21 protein-coding genes are annotated in these 23447 nt (G+C 32.5%); 11 read left to right on the forward strand and 10 right to left on the reverse strand.

The genetic code is table 11. The features are described 5' to 3' along the window. Nucleotides 1–162: 162 nt before the first annotated feature. Nucleotides 163–1989 carry an APC family permease gene (locus tag AC1RRU_RS02040; RefSeq protein ID WP_011274946.1) on the forward strand — a complete coding sequence of 609 codons (1827 nt, stop codon included), beginning with the start codon at nt 163–165 and terminating at the stop codon, nt 1987–1989. 60 nt (nt 1990–2049) lie between these two features. Here AC1RRU_RS02040 and AC1RRU_RS02045 read toward each other — a convergent pair whose 3' ends face one another. Together AC1RRU_RS02045 and AC1RRU_RS02050 are read right to left on the reverse strand one after the other, a co-directional pair. Then, nucleotides 2050–4257, reverse strand: coding sequence for a cation:proton antiporter domain-containing protein (locus AC1RRU_RS02045; protein ID WP_011274947.1), 2208 nt, complete (start codon nt 4255–4257; stop codon nt 2050–2052). Between the two features lie 341 nt (nt 4258–4598). Beyond that, nucleotides 4599–5999, reverse strand: a complete 1401-nt coding sequence (locus AC1RRU_RS02050) for an amino acid permease (protein WP_011274948.1) — start codon at nt 5997–5999, stop codon at nt 4599–4601. 311 nt (nt 6000–6310) lie between these two features. Here AC1RRU_RS02050 and AC1RRU_RS02055 point away from each other — a divergent pair, with 311 nt between their 5' ends. Continuing rightward, nucleotides 6311–7129 carry a metallophosphoesterase gene (locus AC1RRU_RS02055; RefSeq protein WP_037570669.1) on the forward strand — a complete coding sequence of 273 codons (819 nt, stop codon included), beginning with the start codon at nt 6311–6313 and terminating at the stop codon, nt 7127–7129. Nucleotides 7130–7186: 57 nt separating this feature from the next. On the opposite strand, the gene AC1RRU_RS02060 is transcribed toward AC1RRU_RS02055, so the two are convergent. Continuing rightward, nucleotides 7187–7810, reverse strand: coding sequence for a C39 family peptidase (locus AC1RRU_RS02060; RefSeq protein WP_011274950.1), 624 nt, complete (start codon nt 7808–7810; stop codon nt 7187–7189). Nucleotides 7811–7950: 140 nt separating this feature from the next. Here AC1RRU_RS02060 and AC1RRU_RS02065 point away from each other — a divergent pair, with 140 nt between their 5' ends. Then, nucleotides 7951–8433: a GyrI-like domain-containing protein gene (locus tag AC1RRU_RS02065; protein WP_011274951.1), complete on the forward strand. Its 483-nt coding sequence runs from the start codon at nt 7951–7953 to the stop codon at nt 8431–8433. A gap of 111 nt (nt 8434–8544) precedes the next feature. Here AC1RRU_RS02065 and AC1RRU_RS02070 read toward each other — a convergent pair whose 3' ends face one another. The 5 genes from AC1RRU_RS02070 to AC1RRU_RS02090 form a co-directional block, all read right to left on the reverse strand. Continuing rightward, nucleotides 8545–9300 carry a class I SAM-dependent methyltransferase gene (locus tag AC1RRU_RS02070; RefSeq protein WP_029376621.1) on the reverse strand — a complete coding sequence of 252 codons (756 nt, stop codon included), beginning with the start codon at nt 9298–9300 and terminating at the stop codon, nt 8545–8547. Nucleotides 9301–9320: 20 nt separating this feature from the next. Further along, a complete protein-coding gene (scdA, locus tag AC1RRU_RS02075; protein ID WP_011274953.1) occupies nt 9321–9989 on the reverse strand; it encodes an iron-sulfur cluster repair di-iron protein ScdA in 669 nt (222 codons plus the stop codon). A gap of 274 nt (nt 9990–10263) precedes the next feature. After that, a complete protein-coding gene (gene tcaB, locus AC1RRU_RS02080) occupies nt 10264–11463 on the reverse strand; it encodes a putative multidrug effflux MFS transporter TcaB (RefSeq protein ID WP_011274954.1) in 1200 nt (399 codons plus the stop codon). 160 nt (nt 11464–11623) lie between these two features. Beyond that, nucleotides 11624–12424: a hypothetical protein gene (locus tag AC1RRU_RS02085; RefSeq protein ID WP_016930751.1), complete on the reverse strand. Its 801-nt coding sequence runs from the start codon at nt 12422–12424 to the stop codon at nt 11624–11626. A 17-nt stretch (nt 12425–12441) separates the two neighbouring features. After that, nucleotides 12442–13587 carry a glycerate kinase gene (locus AC1RRU_RS02090; RefSeq protein ID WP_033079723.1) on the reverse strand — a complete coding sequence of 382 codons (1146 nt, stop codon included), beginning with the start codon at nt 13585–13587 and terminating at the stop codon, nt 12442–12444. Nucleotides 13588–13733: 146 nt separating this feature from the next. On the opposite strand from AC1RRU_RS02090, the gene AC1RRU_RS02095 reads away from it, so the two are divergent. The 3 genes from AC1RRU_RS02095 to AC1RRU_RS02105 all read left to right on the forward strand — a co-directional run bounded on the left by AC1RRU_RS02095 (nt 13734) and on the right by AC1RRU_RS02105 (nt 16700). Continuing rightward, nucleotides 13734–15206 carry a hypothetical protein gene (locus tag AC1RRU_RS02095; protein WP_011274957.1) on the forward strand — a complete coding sequence of 491 codons (1473 nt, stop codon included), beginning with the start codon at nt 13734–13736 and terminating at the stop codon, nt 15204–15206. 30 nt (nt 15207–15236) lie between these two features. After that, nucleotides 15237–15617 carry a GtrA family protein gene (locus tag AC1RRU_RS02100; protein WP_011274958.1) on the forward strand — a complete coding sequence of 127 codons (381 nt, stop codon included), beginning with the start codon at nt 15237–15239 and terminating at the stop codon, nt 15615–15617. 216 nt (nt 15618–15833) lie between these two features. Then, a complete protein-coding gene (locus AC1RRU_RS02105; RefSeq protein ID WP_011274959.1) occupies nt 15834–16700 on the forward strand; it encodes a cation diffusion facilitator family transporter in 867 nt (288 codons plus the stop codon). Between the two features lie 623 nt (nt 16701–17323). On the opposite strand, the gene AC1RRU_RS02110 is transcribed toward AC1RRU_RS02105, so the two are convergent. Then, nucleotides 17324–17902, reverse strand: coding sequence for an aggregation-promoting factor C-terminal-like domain-containing protein (locus AC1RRU_RS02110; protein WP_011274960.1), 579 nt, complete (start codon nt 17900–17902; stop codon nt 17324–17326). 430 nt (nt 17903–18332) lie between these two features. Here AC1RRU_RS02110 and AC1RRU_RS02115 point away from each other — a divergent pair, with 430 nt between their 5' ends. Further along, nucleotides 18333–19019, forward strand: a complete 687-nt coding sequence (locus AC1RRU_RS02115; RefSeq protein WP_011274961.1) for a 2,3-diphosphoglycerate-dependent phosphoglycerate mutase — start codon at nt 18333–18335, stop codon at nt 19017–19019. Between the two features lie 210 nt (nt 19020–19229). Here AC1RRU_RS02115 and AC1RRU_RS02120 read toward each other — a convergent pair whose 3' ends face one another. Then, nucleotides 19230–19343: a putative metal homeostasis protein gene (locus AC1RRU_RS02120; RefSeq protein ID WP_011274962.1), complete on the reverse strand. Its 114-nt coding sequence runs from the start codon at nt 19341–19343 to the stop codon at nt 19230–19232. A 167-nt stretch (nt 19344–19510) separates the two neighbouring features. Between AC1RRU_RS02120 and AC1RRU_RS02125 the strand changes: the two genes are divergently transcribed. The 4 genes from AC1RRU_RS02125 to AC1RRU_RS02140 all read left to right on the forward strand — a co-directional run bounded on the left by AC1RRU_RS02125 (nt 19511) and on the right by AC1RRU_RS02140 (nt 23443). Next, complete coding sequence (locus AC1RRU_RS02125; protein WP_033079722.1) at nt 19511–20962, forward strand: MDR family MFS transporter; 1452 nt, start codon at nt 19511–19513, stop codon at nt 20960–20962. Between the two features lie 252 nt (nt 20963–21214). Beyond that, complete coding sequence (locus tag AC1RRU_RS02130; RefSeq protein ID WP_011274964.1) at nt 21215–22015, forward strand: transporter substrate-binding domain-containing protein; 801 nt, start codon at nt 21215–21217, stop codon at nt 22013–22015. Continuing rightward, a complete protein-coding gene (locus AC1RRU_RS02135) occupies nt 21996–22715 on the forward strand; it encodes an amino acid ABC transporter permease (RefSeq protein ID WP_029376620.1) in 720 nt (239 codons plus the stop codon). The genes AC1RRU_RS02130 and AC1RRU_RS02135 overlap by 20 nt, the downstream gene beginning before the upstream one ends. Beyond that, on the forward strand, nt 22712–23443 hold the full coding sequence (locus AC1RRU_RS02140; protein ID WP_011274966.1) for an amino acid ABC transporter ATP-binding protein: 732 nt from the start codon (nt 22712–22714) through the stop codon (nt 23441–23443). Before AC1RRU_RS02135 ends, AC1RRU_RS02140 begins: the two co-directional genes overlap by 4 nt. The last annotated feature ends 4 nt before the right edge of the window (nt 23444–23447 follow it).

A 23447-nucleotide genomic window follows, 5' to 3' on the forward strand; every position in this document is an offset into this window, starting at 1 on the left:
ATTTAAATAATTAATAATAGAAATTTTACAAATAAATATAACTGTAAAATGTAACTTTAATGGTAATAAATTACATTAAAATAGTGGGGGCATCTATACTTTTTATCAAAATGGGAGTATATTTTATCCATTGAATTTGAATATAAAGAGGTAAAGAGTATTATGTTCACTCAATTTAAAAGACTTTTAATTGGTAAACCTAAAAGAAATCGTGATTTAAAAAATGAAAGAATCAGTAATTTCAAGGCTTTAGCAATACTTTCTTCGGATGCATTGTCATCAGTAGCCTATGGTCCGGAGCAAATTTTGATTACACTCGCAGTCGTTGGTGCTATAGCGTCATGGTACACGTTACCAATTGCATGTGCAGTATTAGTACTATTAGCAGCTTTAATCTTATCATACCGCCAAGTCATTTATGCCTATCCTAAGGGCGGCGGTGCTTATATGGTTTCTAAGACTAACTTAGGAGAAAAATGGGGACTAGTAGCTGGTGGTTCATTACTTGTTGATTATATTTTAACTGTAGCGGTAAGTATCGCTTCTGGTGCAGATGCGTTTGTAGCTGCATTTCCGTCACTGTATCATCACAAAGTATTAATTGCATGTTTACTAGTACTATTTATTTTAATAATGAATTTACGTGGATTGACAGAATCTGCTACAGTATTGTCTTATCCAGTCTATTTATTCATTATCGGGTTAATTATTATGATTGTTGTAGGTGTATGGAAAGTTGCAACTGGCCAAGCTGAACCACATATGCACGCAACAGTGGGAACAGCTGTGCCTGGTGTTACGCTATTCTTACTATTAAAAGCATTCTCATCTGGGGCATCATCTTTAACAGGCGTAGAAGCTATATCTAATGCGGTAACAAATTTTAAAGATCCTGGTCCTAAGAATGCTGTTAAAACATTAGTTACAATGGGTGGCATCCTTGCATTTCTATTAGTAGGCATTGTAGGTTTAGCCTATTGGTACGGCGTAATGCCTGAGACTGAGACGACCGTATTGTCTCAATTAGCAATGAACATTCTAGGACACAATGCTGGTTATTATTTTGTTCAGGCTACAACAGTAATGATTTTAGTTTTAGCAGCGAATACAGGTTTTACAGCATTTCCAATGCTTGCCGCTAGCATGGCGAAAGATAAATATATGCCGCGTATGTTTAGTGTTCGAGGAGATCGCTTAGGTTATTCGAACTCTATCATCACTTTAGGTGTTGGGGCTATCTTGCTTATTATCATTTTTGATGGTAAAACTGAGAACTTGATTCCACTCTATGCTGTAGGTGTATTTATTCCATTCACATTAGCACAATATGGCATGGTACTTAAATGGATTAGAGGCAGAGAAAAAGGGTGGTCTCGCAAATTAATTGCCAACGCGATAGGTGGAACAATTACATTTATCGTATTTATGATTTTCTTGATCACTAAATTTAGCCATGTATGGCCAATATTGATATTTTTACCTTTAATTGTGATTGTATTCCTACGTATCAAAGGTCATTATAAAGATATTGCTAAACAGTTGAAATCGACTGCAATGGTACAAGATATGCCAATTGTTGATAAAAATTTAGCAATTGTTCCTGTAAGTACCATTACGTCAGCCATTGATAAATCAGTATATTATGCTCAAATGATTGCTGATGATGTCATAGCAGTTCATGTTTCATTTGGAGATGAAGCGGATAAATGCTTTGCTGAAAAATGGCAACGTCATTATCCGGATGTGCGTTTAGTCATCTTACATTCTGAATATCGTAGTGTCATTAGACCAATTTCAAGATTTATTGATAAGATCAATAAAAAAGCGAATGATAAAAATTATGTCATTACAGTTGTTGTGCCTCAGTTTATTACAAAAAAATCATGGCATAACTTCTTACACAATCAAACGAGTATTAGATTAAAAATGCACTTATTCTATCAAAAGAATGTTATTTTAGCAACTGTACCATTTAAATTACACAAATAAACTTATAGAAAAGCCCATAGATAATGCAAGGTTACATTATCTATGGGCTTTAATTGATTTTTAGTGAGCGTTGCTTACTTCATGTGCTAGAACGATTTCATTGTAATTGATGTTTTCTCGTAATTGGGTTGCAACTTCATTAGTTACTTTATTTCGTGAAATTAATTCATCTAAAATGGTACGTTGGATGTATAATGCTTCCAATTTTACATCTTGTTGTTGCTGTGTAGTAAGTTCATATACTTCTTTGTTTTGATTTTTTTGTTGCTTTCTATTCTTATTGTGACGAATCGTACGAGATAAGTTGTGATATTGGTTAATAATTAAACTCACTTCTAAGACATTTGAACTATTTTGTTCTTGACGCATTTTCATAAAAATATTGTGATTAACAACACGCATTAATTGTTGCACTTTGTTAAAGCTATTTGCACATTCTTCTCTTTGTGCCTTTTTCTCGTCTTTTACTTTTTGACGTTCAGCTTTATATTCTTCACGCTTAGCTTTAATATCCATTTTATTTTGTTCTGGTGTAGCATGATGTTCTTCTTTTAATAATCCTCGGTTTTCTTTATGGATGCGATGTGTCTCTTTTCGTGATTCTTTACGAGCTTTAAATCGTAAGCCGATTAATTTAAAGAAACGACTTATTTTTCTTATAATAGACATTTCACGATAAGATTGACTGAATTCCGTAATATTGCGATAGTCTGTTAAATCCTTCTTAGTAATTCTTTCTTTTTCGATTAATCGCTCTAGTGTTCTTGTTTCTTCTTCTTCAGCTATTTCTTGAAGGCGACGTAATTCTTTCGTATTTTTATTGTCCGGTTCCATATTGATTAAGAATGATAACTCATTAAAATATTGATTTAATATTGGTCGATAATCCATACTTTTTTCTTCAGAGTTTTTCTTTTTAAATGCATCGAGTACTTGTTGAACCATGAATATTTTAGCTGATTGATAGGACATACCTTTAAATTCTGAGATCTTTTCAGATGGTGTGATAAACGGTAGAACAACTTGAGCGAGAATTAAGCTAGTTAATACCATAAATGAAGCGATGAATAACAGATCATTACGATATATAAACTCTTGGTTACCATCCATCATATATGGAAGTGTTAGTGCCATTGATAAGGAAATGGTACCGTGTATCCCACACATTGTCATAATAAAGGCATAGTGATTACGCTTCGGTGGTCCAGCATCTTCTTCATCATCTAAATAGGATTGAACGTTGTTTGGATAATAAAAATCTTTAAATAATAAGTACACCCAAACAAATCTAAATACATAAATCGCTAGCGCAATTAATAGCGCGGTTGTAATTAAAAATACAATGTTTTGTGGTTCGTCATGAATAATTTCCATAACTACTTCGGGAACGATATATCCTAATACAACAAATACAAAGCCATTTAACGCATAACTTAGCGTATTCCATATTTGGTTATAGTTCATTTGTAATTCCGTTTGGGCACGAATTAAACGGTCGCGTTCTAAACCATGGATTAAACCAGCGACAACTACGGCTATAATTCCTGATGCGTGAAGCTCTTCGCCAATAAAATAAACGGCGAAAGGAGTAAGTAATTGAATGAATGTTAACGTATTACTATCTTTCATGCCTTTATTGGCAGTTAAATAAACTCTTAAAGTTACGACTAGTGCGCCAACAATGATACCAATTAACACACCTAAAATAGTTGAAATAATAAATTGGCCAATTGCATCAAATGCTGAAAAACTACCAGTTACAAGTGCAGTAACTGCAATTTTAAATGAAATGATACCTGCGGCGTCATTAAGTAATGATTCACCTTCAAGAATTGACATTGACCCTTTAGGTAATATCTTACCTTTAGTAATTGCGGAAACTGCGACTGCATCAGTAGGGCAAAGAATTGCAGCAATTGCAAAGGCAGCTGGCATTGGTAAATCCGCCCAAATCCAATGAATAAAGAAACCAACACCAATAACAGTAGCAAAGACGAGTGCCATTGCCATAAGTACTATGGGTTTACGGTACTCAAGTAACTTTGTTCGAGAAATATGCGTACCTTCCACAAATAAAAGTGGGGCGATAACCGCCATCATAAAGACTTCCGATTCAAATTCAAAGTGCATTGGAATAGGTAGCACAAATAAGCAGACACCCAATGCGATTTGAATAAAAGCAGTAGGAATTTTAGGGAACCTATTATAAATAATAGAACTGATAATAACTGCGAATATAAATAATAAAAATGCTTCTAATAGCTCCATGAATAACTCCTTTATAAAAATGAATACTAATAGTTTACCATGTGAAGTGATAAGCTACCAAAAAATGGTAACCTATTTAATAAATTGTTTTATGATTATTATTTTGTCTATTTACCATATTTAAGTGTCTATAAACAGATATATGAATTAAAGTGGTTATCAATATAGAGTTGCTTGAGATGTCTAAAAGTGGGAGTAGTTGAATAAAGTTATATGATAGTGAGAACAGAATTAAGATCATACAAATATAAAAACTGAGAAAAGCTTGATATAAGCGTCTTCTCAGTTTTATTTGTTTTTATAAATTGAAAATTTCGTTTATCAATTAATTAATCTGATGATTAATAATTAATTGAATTACGTCCTTGACTACGAGTTCGTTCCGCTAAGTCTTCTGCATTAGACTTGTATTTTCTATAAAAGATGAACAAGAAGATAAACCAAATTGGTGAAATGAAAATGGCCGCTCTTGTATCTTCGCTAAAGAATAGTAGTACAAACACAAACGCGAAAAATGCGAGTACGACATATGCTGTCTTAAGTCCACCAAAGAGTTTAAATTTATTCTTATGGTGTTCTTCTGGATTCTTTTTAACGAAAACAATATAAGAAATGATAATCATTGCCCATACTACTAAAAATAGAACAGTTGATAGTGTTGTAACATAAATAAATAATTTAATGGCATCTGGGAAAATAAAATTAAGCAATGCTGCTGCCAATAAGGTACCAGATGAAACTAACATAGATAAGTATGGAACACTGCTACCATTAGTTTTGCTTAAAACTTTAGGTCCTAAACCTTGTTTAGCAAGTCCGAATAAAATACGACTATTAGAATAAATACCACTGTTTGTTGCTGATGCAGCGGCAGTTAATACTACAAAGTTTACTAGTCCGGCAGCGAATGGTAAGCCGATTAAACTAAACATCGTTACGAATGGACTACTATTTGAGTCTATTTTATTCCAAGGAATAACCGACATGATGACTAATAAACCACCTACGTAAAATAATAAGATACGTATAGGCACGTTATTAATTGCTTTAGGAATTACATTTCTAGGGTCCTTCGTCTCACCAGCAGTTACCCCGATAAGTTCAATACCAATAAATGAATAAACGGCAATTTGGAATGCCATTAAGAATCCAAATGGTCCATTAGGGAAGATACCGCCGTGATTAGTTAAGTTACTAAACGATGCATGACCATAAGATGTTTTAAATGAGAAGAATATCATGACAAGTCCAACGATGATCATCGCAATAATAGTAACAATTTTGATAATTGAGAACCAAAATTCCAATTCACCGAATAATCTTGCACCTAACATGTTAAAAGAGATTAACATTAATACTATGAACAAGACGGTAATCCAATGTGGAACTTGTGGGAACCAAAAACTAAAATATTGTCCCATTGCTGTTAAATCTGACATACTTGAAGCAATCCAAGCGAGCCAATATGTCCACCCAATGACAAATCCGGCAAAGGGACCTATGTATTCGTTCGCGATATCTACAAATGAATTAAAGCGTGTATTACTTAATAACAATTCTCCAAGTGCTCGCATGAATGCAAACATGACCATACCAATAATCATGTAAGTTAGTAAAAGGGAAGGTCCTGTTAAAGCTATTGTTTGTCCTGAACCTAGGAATAATCCTGTACCAATTGCGCCCCCAATTGCAATTAATTGAATATGCCTGTTGTTTAGTTCTCTTTCCAACTGTCTAGCCATATACTTCCTCCTTAGAAAGCAATGATGCGATTTTTAATTTTTTAGTTGTAAACGCTTTCTTTTTTATGTAAAAATTTTTCTTTTAACAAAGTATAGCGTTTATTCAATAGTTGTTAAATTTTAGATAAAAAGCGATTTTGATATTAATTGTTCACAAATTATGTAACTTTGCTAAAAGGTAATTTTATTATACTCTTTATTGTATAAAATATAAACAAATTTCTGAAAATTTAATAAACAGATTTATTTATTATTAATAATAACTATGACATAATGATTTCAATTCAAAACAAGTAAGAGGGAAGACATTAATGAAGATAGGTACAATTTCAGATTTACATATTGATCGACATCCTAAACTGGAACCACAAGCATATCTTGATGCACTCGTATATATTGTGGAACAAAGAAATATTGAATTATTATTAATTGCAGGAGATATGTCTAATGATTATCTGCAAAGTTACCAATTTATTCAAGACTTAAAAGAAAAATGTCGTATACCAATCTTATTCGTCCCTGGTAATCATGACTATTGGACTTCAGAAGCATCACTCAGTTCAAAGCAAATTTATGAATTTTATGCTAGCAAGCCAGACTGTCTAATTGGCAAACCGTATGTCGTTAATGACCATTGGGCAATAGTAGGACATACTGCATGGTATGACTATAGCTATGCTGATGACAAATTTGATTTGGATCGAATTAAAAGAGGGAAATATTACGGTGCCACATGGCAAGATAAAGTGAAAATTGATTGGGATATTGATGATAGAGTGTTATCTAAAGAGGCGGCTAAACAAATACAAGAAGACTTAGATCAGGTTAAAGATAAACATATTATCTTAATGACTCACATTGTCACGCATCCTAAATTTATAGTACCTATGCCGCATCGCATTTTTGACTTCTTTAATGCTTATATAGGTACTAAGGACTTTGATGAATTTTATTCAACCTATTCCATCCGTTATAGCATTATGGGGCATGTGCATTTTCGAAAGATGATTAATGAAAATGGCATCACATATATTTGTCCCTGCTTAGGGTATCAACGACAATGGAGAACGAGTGATATTAATCAAGAAATCAATAACGCTTTAGTATCATTTGATATTAGTGATGAATAATATATATGTGAGATTGGGAAGTGTTTTAAATTATCTCAATCTCACTAGCAGTTACTACTAATCATTGGTGTTTACTTTAAGATATATACATGTACGACCAGGGGCATTAAAGCTACGCTCTAATTTGGACTTTGCAATTTTAATAACTTGAAAGCGATTAGGGACTATCGCAGGAAAGATAACAAATTTAAATAAGTGACTCCATAAGGGATCTATATAATAGTAATATTTATCATCATATCCAATTAATAGCGTAACATGAATGTTAGAAACGAGTTCTTTTTTACGATCATCAAATGTGAAATGTTTCCGGAATGGTTTACGCCCTAAACTCGTATGATACATGATGACCGGTTGGCCTGAATCAATAACGGCCTCTAAAGACGTTAGCTCAGTACCTGTGCCATCAACAATTCGTGAATCAATCGTTTGTAAGTACGGAACATAAGCATTCGGAAAGATGGTTTGGTGATGACCCAACTTGACGAGTAAGTGATGACCTACATAACCTTTATAGGGATTATTAGGATGTTTGGGCCAATGTTTCATAATTTCTGTTGCTTTTATATTATAATCATTATATTGAAGTAACATTGCTGCTGAAACACCTTCACAGCCCATGACCATTGGAATTGGAAATAATTGGCTAATTGGTTTGATTGATAATATCGTTCTTTTCATCTTTATTCTCCTCAAAGACGCTTTTATAGTTTACATCACTTAATTTAAGTAAATTTATTATATACCTTAGTGGTCATCTCGTATATTAATATGGATTTTGACTTTATTGATATAGAATAAATGAAAAAGGGGACATTTGAATGGCAATACAATATAAATTGGAACAGTTAAATCATGTTCGACTCATCGGTGTCTTAAGAAAGTATGAGAGTGGCGATGAGATGCAAAAAGATATACCATCATTTTGGCAAAAAGTAAATAATGATGGGGTTGTAGATGATTTAATAGAACTTAGTAATCAAACATTATCAGGATTGTTAGGCGTCATTTTACAGAAAGAAGATAATCATTTCGAATATTTCATTGGTGTACCTTGTGATAATTCGAATAATAATGATTCGCACTTTAATACACTCGAATTGTCAGCTCATAAGTATGTTGTTATAGATGCGAAAGGAAAAGTTCCCGAAGCAATTAAATCGATAACGCCTAAAATCTATCAAGAGTTATTACCTCAAGCTAAATTTAAGACGATTAGAGCACCTATGTTTGAACATTACTTACCAGGAAATACCCAAAGTAGTGATTATATTACAGAAATTTGGATTCCTATAGAAGATTAGACAAGAGATTGATATAAAGTAGATATTTTAAAACTATAAAATACAGTAATTAAAAGAACTGAGAAGGCGCTCTTTTTAAGCGTTTCTCAGTTCTTGTTATACTTTCACAATTTATTTTTTAACTGCATGAACGATATAATTCATATTCTTTTTATGTTTACGCATTGTTTTAAACATTTTGATAAACATTTTGCGATTAGTTGGTTTTAGAGCGTTTTTTATAATTTTTAACGTACCAAGGAGGCCTTCATCTCGAATCATACCTATTGGAGTCATTAAAGATAGTGGACCTACTTTAGACTCAATATTTGAAAAACCAGCTTCTTGATAGAGTTGATACCAATCTTCAGGTGATAAAGGTGTAACTTTCATATTGATGGCGTTACTTAATTCATCAATGACCGTTGGCGCCTCTTGTCTATTAATAATTGCAATATCATGTGTAAGTATAATGCCATTCGGTTTTAATACTCGATAATATTCATTTAGCACTTTTTCCTTAATCTGATAAGGCAACATGGTTAGCATCGCTTCATTTAAAATAATATCAAAGCTCTGATCTTCAAAAGGTAATTTCATAGCATTGGCTTGCGTTAAATGAATAAGCTTATCTAAATTGCGTTTCGAAACATTTTGTTTACCTTTTTCTAAAGCGGTTTTATTTAAGTCTACGCCCTCAATGTGGCAATTATACTTTTGAGCTAATTCAATAGACGTTGTACACATATTACAAGCTACTTCTAAAACACGTTTATCGCTGGAGAAGTGTCCTTTATTTATAAGCCAATTTGTTGCTAACACACCCCCTGGACGTAAGCGTTTCTTTCCTAATTGTGCTAAAAATGTATGGCCGGCTATTTTAGTCACCATAGTCAACACTTCCTGTTCTAACTGAATTTGTTAAAGAGTACGTGATTTTCTAAATGTACATGTTCATGAGTTTCACGTTCTAAATTCATTAGACGATGATATACTAATCTCCAAGTTTGGCAAGCTTCACTAGGAGGTTGATATTGGCTAGTTAATTCACGCATATCTTCAAGTAATTGTCCTGTTTGAGTGTGGTCGTCAACTAAGCTTTGAATGATATCAGATGAATGATCTACTTGTTCACCACGAGAAAGTTTAATTAACGCTGGGAAATCATGTTCATCTTCTTGAGCCATATGCTCAAGCATACCATCTCGATATTGGCGATATAAATCTTGTAACTGAATTAGAAATGGATGGTTTGGTCCATGAACTTTAGCCACTTTTGTAACATAAGGGGATAGATTCTTAAATTCTTCACGCATTGTTTCGTGATAGCGAGATTGTATATATTGAATTAATGACGGCGCATCTAGATATTTCACATTAATGTTTCCTTGATCATGGTTTGGAAGTTCATTAATTTCATCTATTAAAGTTTCTGCATCAACTTTTTTATTTTTAACTGCCTCATTTATAGATATATTGCCACCACAACAAAAGTCGATGCCATATTTTCTGAAAATATCAGCACTTAGTGGGATATCAGTAACAATTTCTGCAACGATAGATTCATTTGTAATCATTAAAACTCCTCCTTTATTTACTTTCATTATAATCGTTAATAATGATTATCAATTAGAAAAAATATAGCTGTCACCTATTTGTTGGAAAGTTATTAAAATATTGTGAACGAGTAACTTTGATTTAAGATTAATTCACTTATTTTAAAATGAAATGCAAAAAAACTGAGAAAAGCTCGATATGAGCATCTTCTCAGTTTAGTCGACTACTGCATGATTTTATGTAGTCTTTTAATCCTTTGTCTTAATCTTCTAGTCATATTGAATAAAAGATTTATTATGCTGGTTTACGATGATTTCTAAAATAAATAACTTGTAGTGTTATTAAAATGACTGCTGTAATCATAATAACGAAAATATATGGGGTTGCGTCATATTGTCCTTTGAGTCCTACAATAGGAGAGATAATACCACCAAGTATAAATTGGAATAGTCCTAATAAACTAGACGCATTACCACTACCACCAGTACGTTCTTCCATTGCCATTGAAAAACCAAGTGGCCCAATAGACGTAACAGGACATACATTTAAGAAAAATGCGATAAGTAAAATCCATAAGGGACCATGAACTGCAAGTGTAATCACAATTAAAATGACACCTACAACTTGTATTAAGGTTAAATAAATCATAAGTTTGAAACGATTAATATAAGCTACAAGAAGTGCGACGATCTGACTCACGATAATTAAACCGACACCATTAACAGCGACCATGATACTGAATTGTTGAGGTGTCATATTATAAATTTTTTGCGTAATAAATGGAGAAGCGGATGAAAAGCTAAATAACATTACATACGTTAACCCCTGTAGCAACATCGGAATAATGAATCGTGGTTTTTTCATTAGACTACCGAAATCTAATAAAATGTCTTTAAAGTTAAGTGATTTGTGTTCCGATTTATGTGTCTTTGGCATCATTGTAGCGACGCCTAATAGTACAAATAGACTTATAAATGTTAGGATAATGAATACAATTCTCGATGATCCAAGTGTTAATGATAGTCCACCGAGTAATGGCATGATGATAGTAACAATACCATTCACGACCATTAGTGATGCTAGAAATTTTGCTAATAAATCGCCCTCGTATCTATCTCCAGCGAAAGCTTTGGCTATAACGATAATACCACCGGCTGTAAACCCTTGGATAAAACGAATACATAAAAATAAAATTAGGTTACTAGCGAATACGCCACTAAGTGTGGCTAAGAAAAATATACATAATATGATAAGACCCATTCTTTTACGACCAAATGCATCAGATAATGGGCCAAATAGGAATTGTCCAAGTGCTAAACCTATCATTGCAAATGATAATGTAAGTTGTATTTCAGATGTTGATGACCTAAATTGATGTTGTGCTTCAGGTAATGCGGGTAAATACATATCAATAATCATAGGTCCAAATGCAGTCATTACCCCTAATACTATTAGAAGTAATAGGGGTAATTTTGTATGAGTTGAAGGTTGCATAATGTTTCTCCTTAAAAAGTTTGCAAACTACATTATAAAGGTTTTTTGTATATTTGTAATTTACAAAATAAAAAAAGCGACACAGAATTCATTGTGTCGCCTAATATAGGTTGATTAACGTTCGAAAAGTTTTGAATATATGCTTTCTCAAACAGGCCAATTATTGTGAATTTGTATCACTTGAATTTCCAAGTATACTATTTAATTTCTCTTTAATTTCATCGAATTTTGTATTTACATCGTTGAGTAAATCATTAACTTTACTTTGGCTTTCGTTATTTTGTTGAGCATTATTAGCTTCTTTTAATTTATTTACTTGTTCTTGATAAAATTTAGTTAACTTAGAATCTTCACCAGTTTGTTCGCTATTTTTTAAGTTATTAACATCCTCTTGAATTTGTTTAATTCTTGAGTCAGTATCGACTTTATCCTTAATGTCATTTTTAGCATCTTCTACTTGTTGTTTGATATTATCACTTTGGTTTTGAACTTCATTTTTATAATCTTTAGAAACATTGTTGTCATTAGAAGCATTATTCGTTTGTTGGTTATCACTACTATTGTTATTAAGTATTGCTCTTGTGGCAAATACCGCTACGATAATCAACAGTATTGCAATAATAGCAATTAGCCATTTTTTAGATTTCTTATTTTTTTCGTTCTCTTCTTCTAACTGTTGCTCGCGTCTAAAGTCACGATCGTTATAGTATCTATTACCATCTTCATCGTATTCATCATTACGTCGGCGATAATCCTCACGATAATCATAATCATCCTGATATCTACGGTCGTCATTACGATATCTCGGATCATCATCACGATAACGTGAATTGCTACGATTGTATGCTTCTTGACTTTCGCGTCGCTCATGACGCGAAAGTCCATCTGCGCTTTGTCTGTTACGTTTGCGATATTGTTCATCATATTTGTAAGAATCTTTATATTTGTCTGTTCGTTTCATGATAGTCACCTCATATTTTAAATAGTTAGTTTTAATAGTCTTGCAATATTTTCAGCAGTATGTGTCATGTTTCGTTTAGCGTTATTTAATAATGAAGGCAATGATTCTGGTTGCTCAATTAAACTAAATGCACTGTCAATGCCATGCTTATAAACATCTTGGTATCCTTCGCCAAGACTACCACAAATAGCTATAACAGGAGCGTGATGTTCTTTTGCTGCTTTAGCTACTCCGATAGGTGTTTTACCAAAGACTGTTTGAGCATCCATCTTTCCTTCACCTGTTACGACAAGATCTGCATCCTGCACTCTTCTCGAAAAGTCAGTTTCTTTTAATACAATATCAATGCCGTTAGAAAGTGACGCATTGAAGAATGCGAGGATACCTGCACCTAATCCTCCGGCAGCACCAGCACCTGGGATATCTTTGACACTTACATTTAGTTCTCGTTCTATCATATCATGATAGGTTGTAAGTGCGGAATCCAACTTTGGTATCATCTTAGCGTCAGCACCTTTTTGAGGACCATAGATTTCAGTTGCGCCATTAGCACCTAATAACGGGTTTGTCACATCACAAGCAACTTCAAATGTGACGTGCTTAAGTCTTTGATCTAAGTTTGAAATGTCAATTTTTGCTAGCTCAGATAAGTAGCCGCCACCGAGTTTTAAAGGTTGATTTTTAGAATCAAGAAATTGAGCGCCTAATGCACATAACATGCCACTACCGCCATCATTGGTAGCACTTCCTCCAATGCCTAAAATGATTTTAGTAACATGATGATCAAGCGCATCTAATATTATTTCTCCAACACCATAAGTAGATGTAATAAGTGGATTACGTTCTTCATCTGTCAATAAATCTAGTCCTGATGATGCAGCCATTTCAATGATAGCTACTTGATTATCTTGAGAACGTGCATATGAAGCTTCAATGTTTCTATGCAATGGGTCATGTACTGGAATGGTGTACGTCTTAGCGTTATGCGCTTCCTTTAGAGCATCTGTTGTGCCTTCACCACCATCTGCCATTGGGATAATGTCATAGTGAATATCTTCATGAAATATTTTCTTGAAACCATCTTGTATTGCTAAACTAGCTTCTTTAGCAGACATGCTCTCTTTAAATGAATCAGTGGCAATGACTATTTTTCTAAGATTCATCTTAATAGACCTCCAATAGTTTATATATTTAAAATTAGTATAAAATAATGTTTGAATGTATAATTAATAAAAAAAGAATATAATATAATTAGTTGAGCCAACACGAGTGCAAATTTAATTAACCTTAAGACATAAAGGAGTTCGACATGTATAGACTTAAACATCATGAATTTTACATCTGGATGATTGGATTGATCCTATATTATGGCTATTTAGGCTACATTATCCCTTTACATAGTACAGATTGGTTTTGGGGTAGTGACCATGGTATGCAAGTGGTTAGTAATGCTTTTAATAATTTTAATGGAAGATACATTAGCAATTTATTAGAATTTGCAAGTGTCCATTCTATATTACTTCGTACATTATCATTTGCGTTTATATCAATCTTTATCTTAGTACTTTTATTAAGATTATTGAATCAGTTTGGTGACACCAACTATTTAATATTAAGCACTGTTTTATTATTTATTATACCCAATTCTTTGTTTGCACAAAGCTATGGTAATTTTGAATTTTTTTATACATATGTTTTTGGCACATGTTTTTCTTTATATATCTTAAGTTTTATAATAAGAGTATTACTTAATAAAGATGAATTTAGTCGTATTGAGGTTTTTATATTTTGGTTAATATGTATATTGGGACAGTGGTTTGCTGAACCATTAGCTTTTTATAATGCCACAATAATACTGGTTGGCATGATTTATTATGCTATACGTAATCATAAGCTTCACTATAGTTTGGTACTTGGTTGGTTGCTTTCATTATGTGGCGCGATGATAATGCTATTAAATGATAAATATATTTATATCTTTTCAAGTGTTGAGGCATTAAGAGGACACTTAGACATGCTTGGGTTAAACCATAAGTTTGAAATATCACTTCTAAAAGATATTCCAAGATATCTCTTTTTTAATAATATTATTATTTTATCCTTAATAGTGATTATTCTAATGATATTGCTATTAAAAAGTAGCGCGTTCTTAACTTTACCTACAATAAAGCGAATCATTTTACAAACAGGTATTTGTATTTTGCCTATATATAAAATCTTTATATATGAACCTTTTAATTTGAAACAATTGTCAGAGACATTTACGTTTGAAGTCATTAATACTCTATTGTGTCTTATAATGATAGTTAGTATTGCTATTTCGTGTAAGTTAGTCATTCAATTACCATATAATCGATTGTTGGTTTTTATGTCACTTGTTTCTATTCCAATTAGCGTGTTACCAGTTATTTTAATTACTGAAGTTTCAGTTCGACAATTTTATTTAGCATATTTACTTTGTATTATTGTACTTATTAGTTTAATTTCAGAATTAGGCATTTTGACGTTGAACCATTATAATCTTTTAAAAAGTTGTATACTTATCTTTGCGATTATAAATATACTTATTTTCACTGATGTACATATGCGTAGTGAACAACGACTAGAGGATGTACAATCACAAATTGATAGCAATAAACGTCACATCACATTATCACATTTACCTTATGAAACTTATCTATTTGAAATCACACCTGCAGATGAAGCGGATTTAACGAGTTTCAAAGAGTTTCATCATATTTCAGAAAAATATCCATTTAAAATATTGCCGTTTGAAAATTAAAAAAGAGAATGACGACAAAGGAGAAGAACGATGAAATTGAATCAAACCCACTTTGAGATTATAAAATTTATAATTGTGGGGGGGATTAACACCCTTAATTATTATATTGTGTATTTATTATTATTAAAATTATTTCACGTGAATTATATGATTAGTCATATTGCTGGTTTCTTAGTAAGTTTTGTAATTTCTTACTATTTAAATTGTTATTTCGTTTATAAAGTAAGACCAACACTTAAGAAATTTTTAAGTTTTCCATTAACTCAAGTTATAAATATGGGTATGCAAACATTATTATTATATGTATTTGTTAAGTGGTTTCAATTTCCATCTGAAATCGCACCATTTGCAGGTTTAATTATTACTATTCCAATTACATTTATTGTTTCAAAGTGGATTTTAAAGGATTAAATGACGTTCAACTTTAGGCGATTTATTTTTATAATACGAAACTTCAAATGACTTTAAAGAGTGACAATTTTATAGCTTTAGCTAAAGTGAAATTTAGGTTTTGCTAAAAATTTAATTAGATTAATTATACGGATTTTATAGAAATCAAAAAACGTTGTCATTCATATTTTGATAGTACATACTATTGATATTAAAGCATTTAAGGTGGTTAACAAAATGTCTCAAAGTGAAAATCTTAAATTGGCACAAAGAGGGGCTTATTTAAGTTTAGTAGTATACATTATTTTATCTGTTTCTAAATATATTACTGGATTTGTTTTTGATTCAGCAGCTGTTAGAGCAGATGCTTTGAATAATATGACAGATATTATTGTATCTATAGCTGTTATTGTTGGGTTGAAAATTTCAATAAAACCAGCAGATAAAAATCATCCTTATGGTCATTTGAAATCTGAAAATATATCAACGTTGTTGGTTTCATTTATTATCATGTTCGTGGGTATTCAAGTTGTGATTGAAAATGCACCTAGAATATTTACAAATGAGCACAATACACCAAATGTAGTCACAATATTTGTGAGTTTAATAAGTGGGTTAATTATGATAGGTGTGTTTGCAATAAATCAGAGATTAGCTCAGAAAACGAAAAGTAGTTCGTTAAAGTCCGCAGCAAAAGATAACTTATCAGATGGATTAGTTAGTATGGGTACGGCAATTGGTCTAGTATTTACTCAATTTGGTTTACCTATTGTCGATGTCATTTTAGCAACGATTCTAGGATTTTTAATTATTTATACAGGGTTTGGTATTTTTAGAGAGTCAATTTTTGCACTTAGCGATGGATTCAATGAACAGGATCTTGAAGAATATCGTAATGTTGTATTGGAAGTGGATGACGTCAAAGATGTGAACAATCTTAAGGGACGCTACCATGGAAGTAGCATATTTTTAGATGTTACGATTGTTGTTGATGCACATTTGTCTCTTCAACAAGCACATGATATTTGTGATCGAGTGGAGAATCACTTGCATAGTAAAGGTATATCATCAGTATATGTACATCCAGAACCGGATACTTTGTAAAAGTAAGATGAATAGATTCTGAACAAAAGCATTGTTAATTTTAATGATTTTTTTCTGAAAATAGTGATTACGAATAAAGAAGCCAGTAAATGACTCTTAAAAACTTCATTTACTAGCTTCTTTATTTATAATACTTCGTATTATTGGCTCAATTGCCTAGGGGACTGGGTTGTAAAGAAATTCTTAGATGAATTTTTACTCATTATAGTTGCGACACTTTCTTGCAGGAAAGGCTCGTGCCTGTAGTCCTCTAAAGGCGTTCTTAGATAGATGATTACTCACATAAGCTACTTCGCGTTCCTGGGATGCCGTCTCAGCCTGTAGTCTTCGACTGGCACTGCTCTACCCTAGGAGTCTTCGCAACTATGTTTTGTATTCTATCTTAGAACGCCTTATACAAGTGCAACAGCACTTGTGTTCAATAATTAAAACGCCAAGAGTCGCACCAAAATACTTTGAATTCATATGGAATTCTACATTAAAATAAAAAAGACAATTCCTATATTATTTCAATAGAAATTGTCTGTTATACTTATCCAGAAAATTTATGTCCCGGACGCTTTTCGAGTTATTTAAACATAAATTCTAAGCGTTCTGCCTCAGAACTTAAGCTCTGTTAAATTTTACCACCAACCGTTAGATTCACGGAAACTAATTGCAACTTCAATTGAACCATAACGTTCTTTAGCATATGAAATCATGCCTTTTGTTTGCGTTTCGACAGAGCCATAGCCCCAAGATTGATTTGTCTGTCCTAAACCATGATATTGTCCATTAGACGCATTAGGGTCTCCACCTGATTCAGGTAAGACAATTTTCTCCCATAATTCTTCTGTTCCGCCAGCTGCGATAAATTGTTTGTATACTGAAGATGTACTTTCACTAGATGAGCTTTCATTAGATGAACTGTCATCGCTAGAAGTGTTACTAGATGAGCTATTATCGGCTGTACATTCGGTATTACTAGATGATGTATTAGTAGTAACATTAGTTGTATTAGCTTGTGTAGTTGAAGCAGATGCTACATTAGTATGTTGACTCTGATGAGATGGTTGATTGTGTTGTAATTGCGTATGTTGATTATATTGACAAGATTGATTTTGTTGACCATGTGTCATTTCACTAGCATGTGCTTGACCTGATTCTAATCCTGCGGCACCTAAAGATACCATTGTCATTAATGCAAAAATTGATTTTTTCATAATAAATAATCTCCTTTAGAAATTGGTTTTTTGTAAGTAATCTAAAATTGCTATTAAATTAAGTAAAGTCATAATTACTTATCTTTTAATATCCTTATAGATTATGCATCCCAATATGTCTTGCTGTTGATTACGGTAGATTCACTATAACACCTCATTTAATGACATAGGTTACTACAATATCAAAAGATAGTATCAAAAATGAACTGAAGATAACGAACATGACAAATTTACGTCATTTATGCCAAAAATAGCGTAAATATAAGATATTATGAAATTTAACGAAATAGTTTTATAATAAATGTAATAGAAAAAGAGAAGGTTACTTGTTGCAAAGCATAGGGAAGTAAATTTCGAGTTAGTGCTTGGTTTTAAGGCATTTTAAATGAAACCATATAATCAAAACTAACATATAGGAAGGTGTTTTAATATGCCAAAATTAATATTATGTCGTCATGGTCAAAGTGAATGGAATGCTAAAAATTTATTTACAGGATGGGAAGATGTTCAACTATCTGAACAAGGACGAAATGAAGCAATTACTTCTGGACGTAAACTAAAAGAAAATGGCATTGAAATTGATGTGGCGTTTACTTCATTGTTAACGAGAGCATTAGAGACAACTCAATTTTTATTAGCTGAATCAGATCAAGAGTGGATTCCAGTGCATAAAAGTTGGCGTTTAAATGAGCGTCATTATGGTAAATTACAAGGTCTTAATAAAGATGAAGCACGAAAAGAATTTGGTGAAGAACAAGTGCATCAATGGCGACGTTCATATGACGTTAAGCCACCAGCACAAACTGAAGAACAACGTGAATCATATTTAAAAGATCGTCGTTATAGACATTTAGATCATCGTATGATGCCTTATTCTGAAAGTTTAAAAACAACGTTAGAACGTGTGGTACCTATATGGACAGATAAGATTTCTCAACATCTATTAGATGGAGAAACAGTTCTAGTAGCTGCACACGGTAATTCAATCCGCGCATTAATTAAATATTTAGATAATGTATCTGATGAAGATATCATTGGCTATGAAATTAAAACTGGTGCACCACTTATTTATGAATTAGATGACAATTTAAATGTCATTGATCATTATTATTTATAATTATTAAATTAAAGGAGTGGGAGCGGGACAGAAATTAAAATAAATTCGTGGTCCCATCCCGGCAAGGATGACTAGGTTTGAAAAAAGCATGATTTAAGCGCATTTTCAAATTAATCAACTACTGCCAATATGATAAAAGAAGGCTGAGACATTTTATTTAGTCCCAGCCTTCTTCTTTTTAGGAGTTATTTATGGAAGAAATAGATAACATTAAGCTGATTTACGGTTGCGTTTATGTTGTTTAATTATTTTTAATGCACGTTTTCGAGTTTTGATATTAGGACTATTCAAATTTCGACGTGCTGTCTGTAAATCTTGTTTCATATTTGATTCCTCCTTTTTAAAAAGCATAAAGGAAAGTAAGGTAAAAGTAAATAGTAATTATTACGATTTACAAAATAACATAAACAATTTATATGAAATTTAAAAATATATATGTATAATAGGCAAATGTATCTATTGAAAGCTTAGGTAGATAGGAGGGGAATAATATGTCACATAGACAAAAATTAGCAATGATATTTACGATGTTGTTAGGTGGCTTTTTCGGGTTGTTGAATGAAACGCTACTTACTACAGCATTGCCAAGAATAATGAAAGATTTTAATATTGAATATTCACAAGTACAATGGCTAACAACTGCATTCTTACTAACTAATGGTGTAGTCATTCCATTATCTGCATTTATTATACAGCGATATTCAACAAGACAAGTGTTCTTAACTGGGATTCTGATATTCTTTATTGGGACGATGTTAGGCGGTTTTAGTCCAAACTTCACAATTCTTTTAATCGCACGTATTATACAAGCTTTAGGCTCAGGTATAATGATGCCACTGATGATGACAACCATTCTAGATGTCTTTCAACCGCATGAGCGCGGTAAATATATGGGAATGTTTGGATTAGTTATAGGTCTTGCTCCAGCAATTGGACCTACATTATCTGGTTATTTAGTTGAATTCTTTGACTGGAGATCACTTTTCCATGTCGTTGCACCAATTGCAGCAATTACATTTCTTATAGCTTTAAAAATTATTAAAAACGTCGGAACAACTGTTAAAACACCAATTGATATTTTTTCTATAATATTATCAATTTTAGGATTTGGTGGATTATTATACGGTGTCAGTTCTATTTCAAGTGATGGATGGGATGATCCACTAGTATTAATAACGATTATAGGCGGCATACTATTAGTTGGACTATTTATCTGGCGTCAAGAGAGACTTGACACGCCACTACTAAGTTTCAAAGTGTTTAAGAATAAAGAGTTTGCGGTTGGGTTAGCGATTATGGCTGCAACAATGATTTCCATGATTGGTTCTGAAACAGTATTGCCTATGTTTGTACAAAATCTATTAGGCAGAACACCTATAGATTCAGGACTTATCTTACTACCTGGTGCAATTGTTATGGCTATCATGTCTGTTATTTCAGGTTGGTTATACGAAACATTTGGTGCTAAAGTGTTAGCTATAATTGGTATGTCTATTGTTCTTATAACGACTTCTTACTTTGTAGTCATGGACGAACATACATCTACTGTAATGTTAGCTACTGTTTATGCTATTCGTATGATTGGAATTGCAATGGGCTTGATGCCAATAATGACGCATACAATGAATCAGCTAACACCAGAGCTTAATGCTCATGGTTCATCAATGACAAATACCATTCAGCAAATTGCTGGTTCAATTGGAACAGCAGGTTTAATTACAATATTAAGTACAGCAAGTAAGAATTTCCAACCGACGATGAGTGATTATCAAGGTATGGATAAAAAAGAAATGGCAGGACAAATACAAATCGATGCTATGCTTCATGGTTATCATTCAGGGTTTTTATTTGCCGTTATTATTACATTCATCAGTTTATTGCTTACATTTTTAATTAAAAGTAAGAAAAAGGTTAAGGCAGAAGCTAAATTACAAAATGATTAAATTAACTTTATATAGTTAAAATAAGATATCAAGACGAACGCTGGAAATGTTTAAGCATTTTTTCAAAGAAGGGATACCATAGAGGACTCCCTCTAACAAAAATGTTCTATGTCTAGGTCTCTTTTTTATATTATTAATATCCAAACATTCTGAACACTTAAGCAAATGTAAAATAATGTTGACTATTCCTACCCATGAGATTAGAATTAATTTATTCTGACTAATCTAATAGGAATATGGAGGACAAGGTAGATGAAAAGACTTTTATTTGTTGCTTTAGCACTTATCTTTGTGTTAGCTGCTTGTGGTAATGGAGGATCATCTGATAAAAATAGTGATTCTAAATCAAGTAGTAGTAACAGCGATAGTAAAACACTGAAAGTGGGTACTGAAGGTACATATGCACCATTCACGTTCCACAATAAACAAGACAAATTAACTGGTTACGATATTGACGTAATCAAAGCAGTTGCAAAAGAAAAAGGTTACAAACTTAAATTTAATGAAACATCATGGGATTCAATGTTTGCTGGTTTAGATGCGAAACGTTTTGACGTTATTGCTAACCAAGTTGGTGTAAACAAAGATAGAGAGAAAAAATATAAATTCTCTACACCTTACACTTATTCAAGCGCAGTTTTAGTAGTACGTGAAAATGAAAAGAACATTAAATCATTCAATGACGTTAAAGGTAAAAAAATGGCTCAAACATTCACGTCAAACTATGGTCAATTAGCTAAAGACAAAGGTGCAGATATTACTAAAGTTGATGGCTTTAACCAAGCGATGGACTTATTATTATCTAATCGTGTTGATGGTACATTTAACGATAGCTTATCTTACTTAGATTATAAAAAACAAAAACCAAACGCTAAAATTAAAGCAATCAAAGGAAATGCAGAACAAAGTAAATCAGCATTCACATTTAACAAAGATGTTGATGATAAAGTTGTATCTGATTTCAATGATGGACTTAAAACATTAAAAGAAAATGGTAAATTAGCGGAAATTGGTAAGAAATGGTTCGGTGAAAATGTTTCTGAGCCTAAATAGTCAACAACAACATGCATTAGATGCGGCAGGGCAAGCATTTGGACCAATGTTGGAAGGTTTATTAAAATATTCTATTCCAATAACAATAGTTACATTTATCTTAGGTTTGATTATTGCTTTATTTACAGCGTTAATGCGTATTTCAACGAGTAAAGTTTTAAAAGGTATCGCAAGAGTTTACGTTTCAATTATTCGTGGTACACCGATGATCGTACAGTTATTCATAATCTTTTATGGTATTCCTGAATTAGGACGACTAGTAACTGGTAATGCTGATGAACAATGGACATTATCATCAGTTATTTCAGCTATCATCGGTTTATCACTTAATGTTGGTGCGTATGCTTCAGAAATTATCCGTGGTGGTATTATTTCTATACCTAAAGGTCAAACAGAAGCGGCTTATTCTATAGGAATGAACTATAGACAAACGATTCAAAGAATTATTTTACCTCAAGCGATTCGTGTTTCAATACCAGCTTTAGGTAATACATTCTTAAGTTTAATTAAAGATACATCATTACTTGGCTTCATCTTGGTTGCAGAAATGTTCCGTAAAGCTCAAGAGGTAGCGTCTACAACATATGAATATTTCACTATTTATATTCTTGTAGCAGTAATGTATTGGGTAATTTGCTTCATTATCTCAGTTATCCAAAGCTTCTATGAATCATATATTGAAAGAGGGTATAACTCATGATTGAATTAAGTGGTATCCATAAATCATTCAATGATAAAGAAGTCATTAAAGGCATTGAATTAAATGTAGATAAAGGGGAAGTCGTGACACTTATTGGACGATCTGGTTCAGGTAAAACGACATTACTACGTATGATTAATGCTTTAGAAATTCCGACTGAAGGTAATGTAAGTGTTAATGGTGAAAGTTACACCGCAAATAATAAAAAGTCTCAAATAAGCGTACGCAAGCAATCGGGTATGGTATTTCAAAGTTATAATCTATTTCCTCATAAATCTGCATTGGAAAATGTAATGGAAGGGTTAGTAACTGTTAAGAAAATGAGTAAAGCAGATGCGAAAGAAAGAGCTATGGGATTACTTGAAAAAGTTGGTTTGACAAGTGTTAAAGATCAACGACCTCATGCACTTTCGGGTGGTCAACAACAACGTGTAGCGATCGCTAGAGCGTTAGCTATGAATCCGCAAGTTATGTTGTTTGATGAACCTACTTCTGCATTAGATCCAGAATTAGTTAATGACGTATTAAGAGTAATTAAAGAATTAGCTGATGAAGGTATGACAATGGTAATTGTCACGCATGAAATGCGATTTGCACGCCAAGTCTCAAATAAAATCGTCTTTATACATGAAGGACGTATCGGTGAACAAGGTACACCAGACGAAGTATTCGAACATCCTAAGACAGAAGAATTACGTCGTTTCTTAAATGTAATTAATGAAGATTAATAAT

The sequence above is a fragment of the Staphylococcus sp. GW821-FHT11H10 genome (genome assembly GCF_058807855.1).

Bases quoted from the DNA above. Each gene is read 5' to 3' on its own strand.
- AC1RRU_RS02040 (WP_011274946.1), top strand. From the start codon at position 163: ATGTTCACTCAATTTAAAAGACTTTTAATTGGTAAACCTAAAAGAAAT.
- AC1RRU_RS02130 (WP_011274964.1), top strand. From the start codon at position 21,215: ATGAAAAGACTTTTATTTGTTGCTTTAGCACTTATCTTTGTGTTAGCT.
- AC1RRU_RS02090 (WP_033079723.1), bottom strand. From the start codon at position 13,587: ATGAATCTTAGAAAAATAGTCATTGCCACTGATTCATTTAAAGAGAGC.
- AC1RRU_RS02055 (WP_037570669.1), top strand. From the start codon at position 6,311: ATGAAGATAGGTACAATTTCAGATTTACATATTGATCGACATCCTAAA.
- AC1RRU_RS02125 (WP_033079722.1), top strand. From the start codon at position 19,511: ATGTCACATAGACAAAAATTAGCAATGATATTTACGATGTTGTTAGGT.
- AC1RRU_RS02050 (WP_011274948.1), bottom strand. From the start codon at position 5,999: ATGGCTAGACAGTTGGAAAGAGAACTAAACAACAGGCATATTCAATTA.
- AC1RRU_RS02060 (WP_011274950.1), bottom strand. From the start codon at position 7,810: ATGAAAAGAACGATATTATCAATCAAACCAATTAGCCAATTATTTCCA.
- AC1RRU_RS02110 (WP_011274960.1), bottom strand. From the start codon at position 17,902: ATGAAAAAATCAATTTTTGCATTAATGACAATGGTATCTTTAGGTGCC.
- AC1RRU_RS02095 (WP_011274957.1), top strand. From the start codon at position 13,734: ATGTATAGACTTAAACATCATGAATTTTACATCTGGATGATTGGATTG.
- AC1RRU_RS02085 (WP_016930751.1), bottom strand. From the start codon at position 12,424: ATGAAACGAACAGACAAATATAAAGATTCTTACAAATATGATGAACAA.
- AC1RRU_RS02120 (WP_011274962.1), bottom strand. From the start codon at position 19,343: ATGAAACAAGATTTACAGACAGCACGTCGAAATTTGAATAGTCCTAAT.
- scdA (WP_011274953.1), bottom strand. From the start codon at position 9,989: ATGATTACAAATGAATCTATCGTTGCAGAAATTGTTACTGATATCCCA.
- AC1RRU_RS02140 (WP_011274966.1), top strand. From the start codon at position 22,712: ATGATTGAATTAAGTGGTATCCATAAATCATTCAATGATAAAGAAGTC.
- AC1RRU_RS02105 (WP_011274959.1), top strand. From the start codon at position 15,834: ATGTCTCAAAGTGAAAATCTTAAATTGGCACAAAGAGGGGCTTATTTA.
- AC1RRU_RS02065 (WP_011274951.1), top strand. From the start codon at position 7,951: ATGGCAATACAATATAAATTGGAACAGTTAAATCATGTTCGACTCATC.
- AC1RRU_RS02045 (WP_011274947.1), bottom strand. From the start codon at position 4,257: ATGGAGCTATTAGAAGCATTTTTATTATTTATATTCGCAGTTATTATC.
- AC1RRU_RS02100 (WP_011274958.1), top strand. From the start codon at position 15,237: ATGAAATTGAATCAAACCCACTTTGAGATTATAAAATTTATAATTGTG.
- AC1RRU_RS02135 (WP_029376620.1), top strand. From the start codon at position 21,996: ATGTTTCTGAGCCTAAATAGTCAACAACAACATGCATTAGATGCGGCA.
- AC1RRU_RS02115 (WP_011274961.1), top strand. From the start codon at position 18,333: ATGCCAAAATTAATATTATGTCGTCATGGTCAAAGTGAATGGAATGCT.
- tcaB (WP_011274954.1), bottom strand. From the start codon at position 11,463: ATGCAACCTTCAACTCATACAAAATTACCCCTATTACTTCTAATAGTA.